This window comes from Myxococcus stipitatus DSM 14675 (genome assembly GCF_000331735.1).
GTDB classification, from domain to species: Bacteria; Myxococcota; Myxococcia; order Myxococcales; family Myxococcaceae; genus Myxococcus; species Myxococcus stipitatus.
The window spans coordinates 10,121,293-10,135,587 of sequence record NC_020126.1 but is presented as its reverse complement, the minus strand read 5'-3'; the positions used below and the strand labels follow the sequence as shown (position 1 = coordinate 10,135,587).

The window sequence follows — 14,295 nt, the reverse complement described above, 5'->3', positions numbered from 1 at the left end:
GCGGTTATCGGTTGTCATACACGGCGCTCGTGACTGCGAAATGAAAAGGAAGACACGGCGCACGCGCGCCCTGCGCGAGAGCACAGGTGGACCTGGACGCACGCGTCCGGACGCACCTGAGGCAGGACCTCGGGAGCCGTGATGCTATCGGGTGGGAGCGCTTCCTCGCGGCGAAGCACGTGGCAGTGGCGACGGCCCTCCGCTCAGGAGGACGTCACCCCGCGCTCGTGAGCGCCAGGCAGAGTGGAAGCGATGTGAAGAGGTGTCAGCGCATGGTCAGCACGGTTGCCCGTGCTGTGGTCATATCTGCATGAGGCTCAGGGGTGGCGCAAGTCTTTTTCGGCGGTGTGATGTTTCATCCCATGCATCACGTGGGTGAGTGTTGAGCCGAGAACCGAGGCGTGCGGGGGACGCTTGACCGTGTGAGGTGGGGTTGGAGTCATGGGTGCCGCCCATGGTCCGGACGCTCGTGTTCACTGTCGTGATGGGGCTCGTGGTGGGGCTGGCGCAGGGGTGCCAGCGCTCGCCTGGCGGGGGACGAGGCGAGCCGGGTGTGACGCGGCTGGTGTTGAAGTATCAGCCGCTGTGGGGCCCGCCGGAGCCCTTCCGTGAGCTGCTCGCCCGCTTCGAGCGGGAGAACCCCGGGGTGACGCTCGTCACGGAGGCGCTGCCGAACTCCTCGGACCTGGCGCACCAGTTCTTCCTCACGGCGCTGGGCGGCGGGGCCGCTGACTTCGACGTGCTCATCGCCGACGTGGTGTGGGTGCCGGAGTTCGCGCGCGCGGGATGGATTGCGGACCTGTCGGAGGCGTTTCCTCCCGAGCGAGTGAAGGCCGAGTTCCTGCCGGGCCCGGTGGAGGCCGCGGTGCTGGAGGGCCGCACGTACGCGGTGCCGTGGTACCTGGACGTGGGGGTGCTGTACTTCCGCACGGACCTGGTGCCTCGGGCGCCGCGCACGTACGCGGAGCTGGAGCGCTTCGCGTTGGAGGCGCGGGCGAAAGTCACGGGGATGCAGGGCTTCGTGTGGCAGGGGCGGCAGTACGAGGGGTTGAGCTGCAATGTCTATGAAGCGCTGTGGGGGCACGGCGGGCGGGCGCTGGGCGACGGCGGGCGGGTGTTGTTGGACACGGAGGCCGGGCGCGAGGCGCTGGCGTACCTGCGGGGCCTGCTGACGCGCGGCGTGTCGCCGGAGACGGTGATGGCGTTCGGGGAGGAGGAGTCGCGGCGGGTGTTCCAGGAGGGCCGGGCGGTGTTCATGCGCAACTGGCCCTATGCGTGGGGGGAGGCGCAGAAGGAGGACTCGCCGATTCGAGGCCGGGTGGGGATGGCGCCGTTGCCGACGGTGGATGGGGCGCCTGGGTTTGGGGCGCTGGGGGGATATCAGCTCGCGGTGAATGCGCATGTGTCGCCGGAGCGGAAGAAGCTGGCGGCGAAGCTCATCGCGCATCTGACGTCGCACGAGGCGAACCTGGTGCTGGCGGTGCACTACGCGCGCAATCCACCGCGGAAGGCTGTCTATGACGACCCGAGGCTGAAGGCGCGGGCGCCGTTCATCGCGAGCCTGCGGGAGATGGCGGAGCGAGCGCGCTCCCGGCCGGCGACGCCCTATTACAACCTCATCGCGGATGTGTTGCAGAGCGAGTTCTCCGCGGCGGTGGCGGGCCTGCGCACGCCCGAGGCCGCGCTCCAGCGGGCGCAGCGTCAGGTGGACCACCTCACGGGGGAGGACCGATGAGGCCGCTGGAGAAGCAGGTCGAGGCGCCTCGGGCGGTGGAGCCGGTGCGCCCGCGGGGGAGACGCGGCTCGCTGGAGCGGGAGCGGAGGCAGGCGTACTGGCTGGTGGCGCCCGCGGTGGGGGTGCTGGCGGGCGTGGCGCTGTATCCGATTCTCGCGGCGATGTGGCTGAGCCTGCACCGCTTCATCCTGGTGTTCGGGGAGAAGCGCTTCGTGGGGTGGGGGAACTACGCGTACCTGTTGGGGGATGCGCGGTTCTGGTCGGCCTTGGGGAACACGGCGTACTTCACGCTGGTGGCGGTGACGGTGGAGGTGTTGCTCGCGGTGCCATTGGCGTTGCTGCTCCAGCGCGCGTTTCCGGGGCGAGGGTTGTTGCGCGCGGCGGTGCTGGTGCCGTGGGCGATACCCACGGTGGTCAGCGCGCGGCTGTGGGCGTGGATGTTCAATCCGGACTCGGGGCTCATCAACCGGTTGTTGTGGGGGGCGGACATCAACTGGCTGGGGGCGCCGGGGTATGCGCTGCACGCGGCCATCCTGGTGGACGTGTGGAAGACGACGCCCTTCGTCGCGCTCCTGGTGCTCGCGGGGCTGCAAGGGATTCCGGAGGACTTGTATCGGGCGGCGAGGGTGGATGGGGCTTCGGCGTGGCGGACGTTCCGTTCCATCACGTTGCCGTTGCTCAAGCCGGCGCTGCTGCTGGCGTTGTTGTTCCGCTCGCTGGATGCGTTCCGGGTGTTCGACGCCATCTATGTGCTGACGGAAGGGGGGCCTGCGAACACGACGGAGACGCTGAGCATCTACGCGTACAAGACGCTGATGCGCTCGGGGGACTTCGGGTATGGGAGCACGCTGTCGGTGGCGACGTTCGTCTGCGTGGTGGTGTTGGCGGCGGTGTGGCTGCGGCTGTTGGGGCGAGAGGAGCCGGCGCGATGAAGCCACGCGTGGGAGTGGGGATGGCGCTGGCGGTGGTGGCGTTCCTGACGTTCTTCCTGGGGCCGTTCCTCTGGCAGGTGCTGACGAGCCTGTGGCCGGATGGGGAGCTGACCCGGCCGTGGCCATCGCACCTGACGCTGGAGAGTTATGTGAGCGTGCTGTGGGGGCGGCCGTTCCTGCGCGTGGTGGTGAACTCGCTGGTGGTGGCGGCGCTGACGACGGCGTTCTGCCTGGTGGTGGGCGCGGCGGCGGCATTCGCGCTGGCGAAGCTGGAGTTTCGAGGGAAGGGGGTGCTGCTGAGCGCGGCGCTGGCGGTGAGCATGTTCCCGCCGATCGCGACGGTGAGCCCGCTGTATCTCATCCTGCGCGCGGTGGGGTTGCGGGACTCGCTGGTGGGGCTGGCGTTGCCGTATGCGACGTTCGCGCTGCCATTGACGCTGTGGGTGCTGACGTCGTTCTTCAAGCAGCTCCCGGATGAGCTGTACCGCGCGGCGCGGGTGGATGGGTGTACGCCGTTCCAGGCGTTCCGGCGGGTGTTGCTGCCCTTGGCGGCACCCGGGTTGGCGACGACGGCGATCCTGGTGTTCATCTTCTCGTGGAACGAGTTCCTGTATGCGTTGACGTTCCTGACCACGCCGGAGAAGCGGACGGTGCCGGTGGCCATCAGCCTGTTCGCGAGCGAGCACCGGGAGCCGTGGGGAGAGATTGCCGCGGCGTCCGTGGTGGCCACGCTGCCGTTGGTGGTGCTGACGGTGCTGTTCCAGCGGAGGATTGTGTCTGGGCTCACCGCGGGGGCGGTGAAGGAGTAGGCAGACGGGGTGGAGATGACCCCCACAATGAGGTGATTTTCTTGGAGGGTTGGAGCGGGGTAAGTCCTTGCGGGCCCCATGCACAGTCCTTCGCTTGGCCAGGTCGGCCCGTTCCGGTTGTTGAAGCGTCTTGATAGTGGGGGGATGGGAGAGGTCTTCGAGGCCATCCACGAACCCACGGGACAGCGTGTGGCGTTGAAGCGGCTGCTTCCGGAGGCGTCCGAGGAGCCGCACCTCGTGTCGCGCTTCCTTCAAGAGCGGCGGCTGTTGGTGGACCTGGACATCCCGGACGTGGTGCGTGCCTTCCATGGGGACCAGGCGTCCGACGAGCTGTTCCTGGTCATGGAGCTGCTTGAAGGGCAGTCGATGCGCCGATGGATGGAGCAGTGCCAGGGGCCTGTGCCGCGTGAGGAGGCACTGGCGTTCTGTTCGCAGGTGGCGCGGGTGATGTCGAAGGTGCACGAGCGGAACATCGTCCACCGGGACTTGAAGCCGGAGAACATCTTCCTCTGTCCCGACGAACGTGCCGCGTCAGGGCGCCGCACCAAGGTGTTGGACTTTGGCATCGCCAAGCTGCCGCCCATGGTGAGTGACGAGCGTGCCGCCACTCAGGTCCATACTCACGACTCGGTGCTGATGGGGACGCACTACTACTCGGCACCGGAGCAACTCCTGAACGCCGCCGAAGTGACCGGCGCGGCGGATGTCTACTCCCTGGGGGTGGTGCTCTTCGAGTTGCTGGTGGGAAAGAAGCCGTTTGACTCGAAGGAGGTGGTGGAGGTCATCGCCGCGCACCTGGAGAAGCATGCGCCGCTCGTCGGACAGTGCGTGCCGGCGATACCGGGCGCGCTCTCCACCTTCGTTGCGTCCATGCTGGCGAAGACTCCCGCGGAGCGACCGACGATGGCGCGGTGTGGTGACATGCTCGGTCGCCCGTGGACGTGGGACCAGGACACCTGTCCCGTGCCTGGATTGGCTCCTTTCAGCGAGACGCAGGCGGAGCTGTTCTTCGGCCGCAAGAAGGACGCCGAGGCGGTCTTGGACTCCTTGGGAGAGGCTCGGCTCGGCTCGCGCCGTTGGGTGCAGTTGGAAGGACAGAGTGGGGTCGGAAAGTCCTCGTTGCTTCAGGCCGGCGTGTTGCCCAGGCTCGAGCGGCCCGGTCCCTCGGGGGCGCCTCGATGGTGTGTGGCGGTTGCCCGGCCTTCGTACGAGCCGCTGCGGAGTCTCGCGCAGGCACTCTCGAAGGCCTTCCAGACCCTGGATGCGGAGGGGGTGGAGCAGAGGCTTCGAGGGGGCCCCGAGGCACTGCGGACGCTGGTCGTCGAGCATGTGCCCAAGGGGACCTTGCTCCTGTTGGTGGTGGACCCGTTGGAGGAGCTCTTCACGTCGGGCGCGGCTGAGCGGCTGGTGGTGGATGAGCTGCTGGCGAACGCGCTGTCTGGGGAGGATTGCCGACTGCGGTTGCTGACGAGCCTTCGCAGTGACTTCGTGCACCGGCTGGAGCTGCTTCCGGGGGTGTCTCAACTGCTTCATCGCGCCGCACGATATCCCTTGTTGCCCATGGATGAGGGGACGCTGGTGACGGTGGTCCGCGGCATGGCGAAGCAGGCGGGCCTGAAGCTGAGCGATGGGCTCGATGTCCGGATGGCGCGGGACGCGAAGGGCGAGGGCGGCGGGTTGCCGTTGCTGGGGCATGCCCTGCGCTCATTGTGGGCGACGAGCGGCGGCGCGCCGCTGACCCACGAGCACTATGACCGCATGGGAGGTGTGGGCGGGGCCCTGTCGCAGCAGGCCGAGGAGCTCCTCGCGTCGCTGGGGGAGCAGGGGCTCGCGCGTGCGAAATGGCTGCTGTTGGGGCTGGTGCAGGTGGGGCGTGGCGCGCCGGATACCAGACGGCCCCGTTCCCGGCGCGAGTTGTTGCTGGAGGCGAATGGGGATGAATTGGCCGAGGAGACCCTGCTGCGGTTGAGCGGGCACTCGGCGGCGAAGGGGGGTGAGTCCGGGCCACGGCTGGTGGTGCTGTCCGGGGAGCAGGAGCCCGAGGCACAGCGCGTGGACCTGGTGCACGAGACGCTGTTGCAGCGTGTCGGCTCGCTCGTCCGGTGGTTGGACGAGGAGCGGCGGCGATTGGAACTTCGCGCGAACCTGGAGGACACCGCGAGGCACTGGGAGGAGGCGGGGCGGCCCCCGGAGGGGCTGCCGCAGGGCACGCTGCTCGCGCAGTACAAGGAGGGGGGCGCAGGTGGCCGTGGCGTCAGTGCTCGTGCCGAGTCCTTCCTTCGAGCTTCGACTCAAATGGAGCAGCGCGGGGGGAGGATGCGCGGTGCGCGGGTGGTCGCTGCTTCCCTGGCGATGTGCGCGATGCTCTTCGTCACGATGCACGCAAGGCGTGAGCGGCAGCGGGCGGACAAGAACCTCATCCATGTCCTCGATACGGCGAACGACATCGTTTCGGATGCCGACTGGGAGCTGAGCTGGATCCCCAATACGTTGGAGGTCCGGCGCTCTTTGCTGCGGGACCTCGCGAGCACCGTGCAGGGACTTCCGGAGGAAGACCCACAGCGGCGTGAGGTTCTCGGCGTGAGGGTGGATACCGCTCACCGTCAGGCGGACGTGGAGTTCTTGAACGGCTCACTCCGCGCCGCGAACCAACATCTGGAGACGGCCCGAGAGCTTCTGCGCCAGGCCTCGCGGAGAGGGTTCGTGGATGAGGACCACCGGATGCAGTGGGCGCTCAATCACTCGAAGCAGGGCAAGGTCGATATGGCGGCGGGAAGGTTGAAGGAGGCGAGGTTTCATTTCGTTCAATCGGACAGGTACTTCGACGAGCAGGGCGCCAGCTCACCTCCTTCCCTCGAGGGGGACAGAGGCTCGGCCGTCAGCAGCGGGGAGATGGCGGAGTTGGAGTTCAAAGAGGGGCGACCAGCGGAGTCCATCCGGCTGTTTGGCCAGGCCCTGTCACTGTTCTCCAGGGTTGATCCCAAGTATGGGGCTTCGCTCCATGCCGAGGCCCTGGGGCATCAGGCGGAGGTTCTGCGCCGTGAGGGCCGAGTCGAAGAATCCAGGAGTCAGTTGGATGAAGCAGTGGGGCTCTTGCGGCCAGAGGTGGCGGCCCATCCAGGGGACCACCACCGCAGGTTGATGTTGGCACGGGTGCTGGTGTGGAACGCGCGACTCGCGATGGACGAGGCGAGATGGTCGGACGCGGATGCGAGCCTGCGCGAGGCGGAGAAACTGGGGACGGAGCTGCGTGCTGGAGAAAGAACCAGCAAGCGGTTTGCCTTGGTCCTCGCGGAGGCGCTGCAGGGGCTCGAGCAGTTGGATGCGCGGCGAGGCAAGCTGACTCCACCGGACTGGCACGCGGACCGCTGCGCGCTTGTTCAAGAGTTCATCAAACAGGATGCGGAGGATGTGCGCTTCAAGGCCCTGGCGTGCGAAGAGGGAGCCACTCAGATGAGGGGGGATGGGAATGACTGAGCTGACGGTATCGAAGGTGCCATTCGAGGATTTGCTGACCCGCACCCGTTCGGGAGACAGCCTGGCGCGAGAAGAGCTGTTGCGCCGTTGCATGGAGAGAGCGAGCCGGTTGGTCAAAGAGCCGAAGCGCAAGGCCATGGTCGAGAAGATTGGCGCTCGTCCCTCTGACATCTCTCAAGACTCCCTGCTGAAGGTGTTTCAGCACATCGACCGCTTCAAGGGGGATACCGAGGGCGAGTTTTGGGGCTGGCTGACCCGCATCGTGAAGAATGAAGCCACCCAGACGTACCGCCACAGCACCCGTCAGCAGCGAGACGTCATGGACACGGTTCCCCTGGACTCGAAGGATGCCCTGGCGGTGAAGGCGAGGGGACCCAGTCCCAGCCAGGTGACCGCCCATCAGGAGGAATGGCGGCGCGTGCTCGCGGCCTTCAGTTGGCTCGCGGAGCAGCAGCCGGACCAGCACCAAGCCTTGAGCATGTTCTACTTGGACGAGCTCCCCGTGAAGGCCATCGCGGAGTCCTTGGGCAAGACGCAGAAATCCGTGGAGGGCCTCATGCAGCGGGGGTCCCGGGCGTTGCGAAGCTACATGACCGAGGAACCGGACGAGGACGGCCCGTTGACTCCCGAAGTCGCCGCGATGCGGAACGAAGCGGATGCCGCCTACTGCCGCTATCTCCGGCGCCGCGAAGCGGGCGAGAAGGTGGATGTGGAGGCGTTCGTGGCGAAGCATCCCTCCTGCGCCGAGGAGCTGCGGGGAATGCTGCAATGGATGCCCAGGCTGCGCGCGTTGGACCCGTCCAGGAACTCCTGATGCGAGCCTCCGGTACGCGGGTCGGAGAGTACGTCATCGTCAACCGAGTCGCGGTCGGCGGGTCGAGCGACGTCTATCAGGCCCGCCACCCAGCCGATGGTTCCTGGGCGGCGGTGAAGATGTTGACCTCGGAGGCGAGCCTTCAGAAAGAGGTGGTGGCGCGTTTCCTCAACGAGGCTCAGACACTTCAGCAGCTCCGTCATCCGTACCTGGTGAAGGTGCTCGCGTTGGGGGAAACCCCGGAGGATGGCGCTCCCTTCCTGGTGATGGAATGGTTGCCGGTGAGTCTTCTCGGGTTGCTCAGGGAGCGAGGTGGGCACCTGTCACTGGGGGACAGCGTGGGGATCCTCCGGCAGCTCTCGCAGGTGCTTCTCTATCTGCACGAACGGGGTGTCATCCATCGCGACGTGAAGCCCGAGAATGTCCTGGTGGCACCTCTGGACAGAGGCACCCTGGAGGTGCGGCTCGCGGACTTGGGGTTGGCTCGCCGTGTTCTCGAGGCGGGCGCGCCGGTGACGGACCTCTATGTGTCCACGGCGAAGGATGCGCTGCTTGGGACAGGCGAATATATGGCCCCGGAGCAGTGGAGGAGTCCGAAGGGCGTGGACGCGAAGGTGGATGTCTACGCGTTGGGCGTGCTGGGCTTCCACCTGCTGGCGGGGGAGCCGCCATTTGTCGCGGAGACGCACAGCGGCCTTCAGTATCAGCATGTGGTGAAGCCACCGCCCTTGGGTCGTCTGGAGGGAGTCGCTCCCGAGGGGCTCCGCTCGTTGCTGGGAGCGATGCTGGCGAAGGTGGCTGGACGCCGCCCTTCCATGGCGGAGGTGCTGCGCTCCTTGGATGCCCTCGCGAATTGAGGCGCGAGGGATTTGGTGTGGCTTGGCATCTTGCTTGGTGCACGCGCACTTCACACGTGAGGAGCACAAGTCATGTGGACCGTCAGGCAGGCGATGCAACGGCTCGTGGAAGAATTGGAAATACCTCCGGTTCGGCACAAGGCAGTGACGCGTCAGCACGAGGTGGTGCGAGCCATCCTGCGTCATGCGCTCGCGCCGCCCGAGGATTTCATCTCCGGCTCGTATGGTCGAGGCACCGCGGTGCATCCGTTGAACGACGTGGACCTGTTCGTCGTGCTCAACCCTCGTCGGCATCCCCGTGGCTCCAAGACCACGGACGAGACGCTCAAGCAGATCCGCCAGGTCTTCACGGAAGAGTGGACCGAACGCGAGCTGCCCCGGCTGCAGAATCACTCCGTGCGCATCGCCTTCTCGTCGAAGATCGACATCGACATCGTGCCCGCATACCAGCACGAGAAGATGGGGTATCTCATCCCCGAGCGGGAGACGGGGGCGTGGATTCACACGAACCCGAAGCGGCACCAGGCCGTAGCGGCGGAAGCCGATGCCGCGGCGGGGCATCAGCTCAACCGGCTCATCAAGCTGGTGAAGCACTGGAATCGACAGCAGCAGTCGAGCCCGCTGCGCTCATTTCATCTGGAGGCGATGTGCTACCAGGCGCTGCCGAGGCCACCGACGGGCACTCTCCTGGAGCAGCTCGGAGACGTGTTCGAGTTCCTTTCCAAGCGAGTGATGCACCCCTGCAGTGACCCGGCGGGACTCGGGGGGAACGTGGATGCGGGCTTCGAGAAGGGACAGCGGGAATCCGCCCAGCAGTTGTTCCTGAGCGCTTCACGGACTGTTCGCCGTGCGAACGAGGTGAGCGAAGTGAGCGAGTGTGACCACTCAGGTCCGCACGCACAGCTCCGGAAGCTCTTCGGGGACAGGTACCGCACGTTCGAGCCCTGACGCGGGACGCGAAGAAAAAGCACAGGGTCGCGAGGGGGCCGTTCGCGGTTGGCGTCTCCTGTTCCGAAGGTCATCCGTCATCCCCCGAGGAGTGGACATGCGGAACACCGAGTTGCTCATCAACCCCAGGACCCAGGCTCTCATCCTTCGCTACGAGCACGACAGGCCCGTCATCGAAGACGCCGTTAGGCAGGCCGTCCTGCGCGAGGGGAAGGAGGGCTATCGGGACGTGGCCTCGTTCGTCCTTCATCCCCACGAGATGGAGCAGAGCGTCCGCGCGCTGCGAGGAGAGGAGTGGGCCGGGGCGTTCCTGGAGAACGAGCGCTTCGCGAACGCGCTGGTCCAGAAGGAGAAGGAGCTGGGGCTGGACCACCTCCCCGTCTATCTCTTCGGGTGCGCGCCGCTGGCGCTGATGATGCACTTGGTCTCGTGCCTCCCCCGGCGCCCCTTGCGGGTGTATCAGCAGTCGGATGAAGGGGTGTGGTCGTTGGGCTACAGCCGGACGCAGCTCCCGTCGTCCGAGGACTTCTTCGTGGTGGAGGGGCTTCCCGCGGCGAAGCAAGGCGGACGTGGACAGGTGGCGCTCATCGTCGAGGTGACTCGCCCCATCCGTGACAGTGCGCTGGCGGAGTTCCAGAAGCGCCATGGCTCGGACCTGCTGGCCACCGTGTGCATGAAGCCCGCGCGGGGGACGTCGCCGGAGGCCCTTCGGGACCCGGCCGAAGCGTCTCGCGCGGCGGAGCAACTCCGCGAGGTGCTCGATGCGCTGCACGAGCGACTGGAGGGCGCGCAGTCCGTGTTGCTGGCCATGCACTGCCCCGGCAGCCTCGCCGCGGCGCTGGGCACCGCGGTGAACGTCAACACACAGCATCCGCTGTGGCTCCACCACTTCGACGCCGACCGGAAGCAGTACCTGCCTGTCCACGAGATGAAGGCGGGGCGCGCCGCGCCGCTCGCGACGGAGCCCACTCAGGCGCAGTTCATCGAAGCGACCAAGATGTTGGGGGACGTGCGCAGAGTCCACCAGGAGCTCGTCACCTGGCTGAGCGAGCCCGCGCAGAAGGGGCTGCTGGATGCGATTGACGGCAAGGCGTTCCTAAGCAGCTCCATCGAAGACAGCCCCGCGACCACGCCGGCGCCGCTGTACCGGCACATCGGCAAGGGGAAGTGGAGCTTCGAGGTGGGGATGCTGCTCGGGCTGAAGAAGCTGCGCGAGCGCGTGGATGCCGAGGCCTGGCGTGAGTGCGTCCGCCTCTTCATGGTGCACGAGGTCTTCCACGTCCATCAGGGCGGACTGACTTCGTACACGTTCAGCGGGAGCGGGCGCACGGGCTTCGTGCTGGAGGCCGCGGACTTCGACGCGGACGCGGTCGCCATCGAGGCCGCGCTGGCCTGGCGCAAGGCGAAGCAGCCGGGCACCGTGACGGATGCTGGCGAGATTCAGACGATGGAGACCATCGTGTGGAACGCGGTGGAGAGCCTACGCGTCTTCGAGCCCGAGCGCCCCATTCGCGCGCTCTCCGAGCGGAGGCTGCGGCGCTACCTCATCTGGCTCTTCCAGGCCTGCCGGCTGCACGCCCTGGCGCGAGAGACGGGGGCCGCGCCCCCCTTGGAGCGTGTCACCGTTGAAGTCGCGGGGCTGGAGACGTCGCCAGACCCCTTCGAGACGTATTCGCAGCAGCGGGTGAACCTGCTGGGCGTGGACCCAGGTGATGAGCTGGTGACGGGCATCTACTTCCAGCGAAAGCTGGTGCGAGACAACGACGGCCGCTGGGTGGCGCGAGTGCTCGAGGCTCTCAGCCGCTGGGATGAGCTGCCGCGCGAGGACGCCCAGGAGGGAATGCGGAGGCTCTTCGAGGAGCTCTTCAACCGACGCCGTGAGCTGATTCAGCCTCGCTAGAGGAGAGGGGACCCGCCATGGGGGAACAAAGCGCATCCCGGCTCGAAGGGGACCGGTACCAGTACCTCTATGCCTGGTACGAGCTGCTGCGGTTGCTCGAGGAGAAGAGCCCCTTCGAGTGTGGCTATCTCGAACACCCCGATGCGGGGGCCGCGGACGATGTCACGCTGAATGCGCGCGAGGGTTCGGGAGTGGTCAGCCGCTACGTGCAGGTGAAGTGGCACGTGGACCATCGAAGTCAGTACTCGTTGGATGCAGTCTCCGAGGCACCTGGAGGAAGAGGGCGCGCGCTCCTGCACAAGCTCTTCGTGAGCTGGCGGAAGCTGCGCGAGCGAGGGCCCGCGGAGGTGTGGCTGGTGAGCAACTGGAGCGCGGAGGCGTCCCTGGGGCGGTACTTGCGTGGGCGGGATTGCTCGCTCGCGCAGGAGTTCTTCACGGAGACTCGGTTGGGCTCGTTCCTGGAAGGGGGCACGCGGTGGGCAGCGCGGTGCGAGACGACTTTGGAGGAGCTTCGCGCGTTCTTCGGGGACCTTCGCTTTCGGCTCGGGTTCTCGAGCATCCGCGAGTTGGAGGAGATGGTCGATGACCGCATGGCTCACCACGGGCTTCAGCGAGGGAGAACGCCGAGGGCCGTGGTGGTCGATGTCCTGCGCGAGTGGGTGGAGGTGTCGGGCGCGGCGAAGCGAGTGACTCGCGAGTCGTTGATGGAGTTCCTTCGCGCGCGGAAGCTGTTCGTACCTCGGGATGATGGGCCCGTGGTGAGCCTGTGGGTTCATGGTTGGGTTCGACGGAGGTGGGAACAGCCGCCCACCGAGGAGCTGGACTGGACGCCGTACTTCGACCGGGAGACGCGCAGGCTCCCGGAGGAGACGGTGTGGCGCGAGAAGTTGATTCCGGAGCTGCGTGCGGCGAGGCAGCGGCTCGCGGACAGGCCCGAGGGTGCGTTGGTGGACTTCCGGGGCAAGGTGCCGCTGAGCGTGGCGCTGGCCGTGGGCTTCCACTTCTCGGAGGCGGCGGGCTTCCGATTCCGCTCGGAGCAGGTGACTCGGGGGGAGACGTTCCTGTGGCGCTCGGACGTGGGGGTGTCGACGAGGGGATTGACGGCGCTCGAGCGCGAGGGTGCTCCGGACGCCAAGGTGCTGCTGGTGTTGTTCCAGCTCACCCAGGATGCGCGGGTGGACCTGGAGCGCTTCGAGGCCGCGCACCCGAGTGTTCATCGCGCGGTGCTCGTCCTGGAGCCGGAGGGTGGGCCCGGGGATGGGGCTGTCACGTCGGCGGGCGATGCAGTGGCGTTCGCCGTCCAGGCTCGGGAGTTGATTCGACGCGCGAGGAATCGGTATCGCGCTGCTTCGACGCACTTGCTGCTCTATGCGCCGTCGACGTGTTGCTTGTTACTGGGGCAGCGGCTCAACGCGGTGGGCCCCGTGGTGGTTCACGAGCGTGCCGTGGATGAGCGGTATGTGCCCGTGTTCACGCTTCAGACGGGGTGAGTGTTCGTCCGCGCTGCGCTCGGTCGGCGCGGGCATGGGGTTGGGTGGTCTTTGACAGGTGAATAGATGCTTGAAAGGGGGCAGGTCGCGGGAATCCTCGAGGGGTTCTGTGCGGCTCTGTCCCTCGCCGTGATGCCGAGAGGCGTTGAATCAGTGTTTCAAGGGGGGACGTATGACCAGAAGACGTTGCCTGACACAGGCCCTGGCTTGGGTGCTGGGATGCCTGTGTTTGGGATGCAGCACGCCCAATCTCAATGTCCGCGTCGTGCGGACTCCAGAAGGAGTCCTGCGCGTGGACGCACCTTGGGCCGGGCCTTACGAGACCATGGAGGAGCTGGCCGAAGATGGCTGCGAGAAGGTGACGAGCCAGCCAGGGGCCTCGCACGGCGATGCGAATGGCGAGTACGGCATGGAGTACTGCGCTCTTCACTACTACTCACCCGAGGACCAGGCGTACTACCTGAGCTTCCTCTCGAATGTGGGAGGCAATGGGCCCGATGGGATGAAGTTCTGTGTCGTCCCAAGGGCCATCAATGAGTTGAACCGGAAGAGCTACATCCTCCTCGGACCGGCGCACAATCATCCCCACAATCGCGAGTTCTCTCGGCCGGACACGGGCAAGGGAAGGCCGCTGGGGTGGTCCCCGCTCGGAACCTCCCGAGTGTTTGATAGGGAGACCCAGCGCGTCTGGGACCGCGAATTGCTCGTGTTCTACAGGGAGCGAGATGGGCGCTGCAGTACCTTCAAGTACAATTACTTCACTCGCCTTGTATATGCTCTGCGAGACGGGGCTTGGGTCTCCATCGGCAAGGCCGAAGGGCAGTATGGACGGGTCACGCTGTTTGACGGTCAGGAGTGGCTGCCTTGAGGCCGCGAGAAGGGAGGTCTGGAATGAAGCCAGAACGGATGAAGCGGTGGCTGCCTGCTTTGGTGTGGCTGCTGTCGGGTGGCTGTTCGTCCCTGGGACCCCATGCGCGTACGAAGGCAGAGCGAATCCCCTTGGCCGAGGGAGAACGCGTGGCGTTCCCCGACTCCTTCACCGGGGCCGTCGACCTGCAGGGGCCGTTGGTCGCCGCGCTGGAGGTCGCCATGAACGAGTTCCTCCCTCCGGGCTCGAAGGTGAAGTCCCATGGAGACAGTGAGGCCCTCTCGGAGTGTCTGTCCAGGCGGAGCACGTATGACGTGCAAGCCATGGCCTATGGCGAGGGGCTCTTCTACGTGTCCTTCACGCCTCACGTCGGACGATGTGGCTTGTCCGACGAGATTCTCGATGGGGGCGCGGAGTATGTCATTGATGGCAAGGGCCGTATCGTCCGCAGCCAATAGCCTGGGA

At 66.5% G+C, this 14,295-nt stretch carries 11 protein-coding genes; all 11 read left to right on the top strand.

Annotated features, from left to right (window positions below; translation table 11 throughout):
* The first annotated feature begins 454 nt into the window (after positions 1–454).
* Positions 455–1,735 carry an ABC transporter substrate-binding protein gene (locus tag MYSTI_RS39430; RefSeq protein WP_015353476.1) on the top strand — a complete coding sequence of 427 codons (1,281 nt, stop codon included), beginning with the start codon at positions 455–457 and terminating at the stop codon, positions 1,733–1,735.
* The gene (locus MYSTI_RS39425) at positions 1,732–2,667 is read left to right on the top strand and encodes a carbohydrate ABC transporter permease (protein ID WP_015353475.1); all 936 of its coding nucleotides are present in this window, start codon (positions 1,732–1,734) and stop codon (positions 2,665–2,667) included. Before MYSTI_RS39430 ends, MYSTI_RS39425 begins: the two co-directional genes overlap by 4 nt.
* On the top strand, positions 2,664–3,476 hold the full coding sequence (locus MYSTI_RS39420; RefSeq protein WP_015353474.1) for a carbohydrate ABC transporter permease: 813 nt from the start codon (positions 2,664–2,666) through the stop codon (positions 3,474–3,476). Before MYSTI_RS39425 ends, MYSTI_RS39420 begins: the two co-directional genes overlap by 4 nt.
* 78 nt (positions 3,477–3,554) lie before the next feature.
* The gene (locus MYSTI_RS39415; protein ID WP_015353473.1) at positions 3,555–6,953 is read left to right on the top strand and encodes a serine/threonine-protein kinase; all 3,399 of its coding nucleotides are present in this window, start codon (positions 3,555–3,557) and stop codon (positions 6,951–6,953) included.
* Positions 6,946–7,767: a sigma-70 family RNA polymerase sigma factor gene (locus MYSTI_RS39410; RefSeq protein WP_015353472.1), complete on the top strand. Its 822-nt coding sequence runs from the start codon at positions 6,946–6,948 to the stop codon at positions 7,765–7,767. The genes MYSTI_RS39415 and MYSTI_RS39410 overlap by 8 nt, the downstream gene beginning before the upstream one ends.
* Positions 7,767–8,624: a serine/threonine-protein kinase gene (locus tag MYSTI_RS39405; RefSeq protein ID WP_015353471.1), complete on the top strand. Its 858-nt coding sequence runs from the start codon at positions 7,767–7,769 to the stop codon at positions 8,622–8,624. Before MYSTI_RS39410 ends, MYSTI_RS39405 begins: the two co-directional genes overlap by 1 nt.
* A 72-nt stretch (positions 8,625–8,696) precedes the next feature.
* Positions 8,697–9,572: a nucleotidyltransferase domain-containing protein gene (locus tag MYSTI_RS39400; RefSeq protein WP_015353470.1), complete on the top strand. Its 876-nt coding sequence runs from the start codon at positions 8,697–8,699 to the stop codon at positions 9,570–9,572.
* A gap of 97 nt (positions 9,573–9,669) precedes the next feature.
* Positions 9,670–11,472: an SAVED domain-containing protein gene (locus MYSTI_RS39395; protein ID WP_015353469.1), complete on the top strand. Its 1,803-nt coding sequence runs from the start codon at positions 9,670–9,672 to the stop codon at positions 11,470–11,472.
* A gap of 17 nt (positions 11,473–11,489) precedes the next feature.
* A complete protein-coding gene (locus MYSTI_RS39390; RefSeq protein ID WP_015353468.1) occupies positions 11,490–12,962 on the top strand; it encodes an SAVED domain-containing protein in 1,473 nt (490 codons plus the stop codon).
* A 325-nt stretch (positions 12,963–13,287) separates the two neighbouring features.
* Complete coding sequence (locus MYSTI_RS39385) at positions 13,288–13,830, top strand: hypothetical protein (RefSeq protein WP_044282615.1); 543 nt, start codon at positions 13,288–13,290, stop codon at positions 13,828–13,830.
* A 149-nt stretch (positions 13,831–13,979) separates the two neighbouring features.
* Positions 13,980–14,288, top strand: a complete 309-nt coding sequence (locus MYSTI_RS39380; RefSeq protein WP_144370234.1) for a hypothetical protein — start codon at positions 13,980–13,982, stop codon at positions 14,286–14,288.
* Positions 14,289–14,295 lie beyond the last annotated feature (7 nt).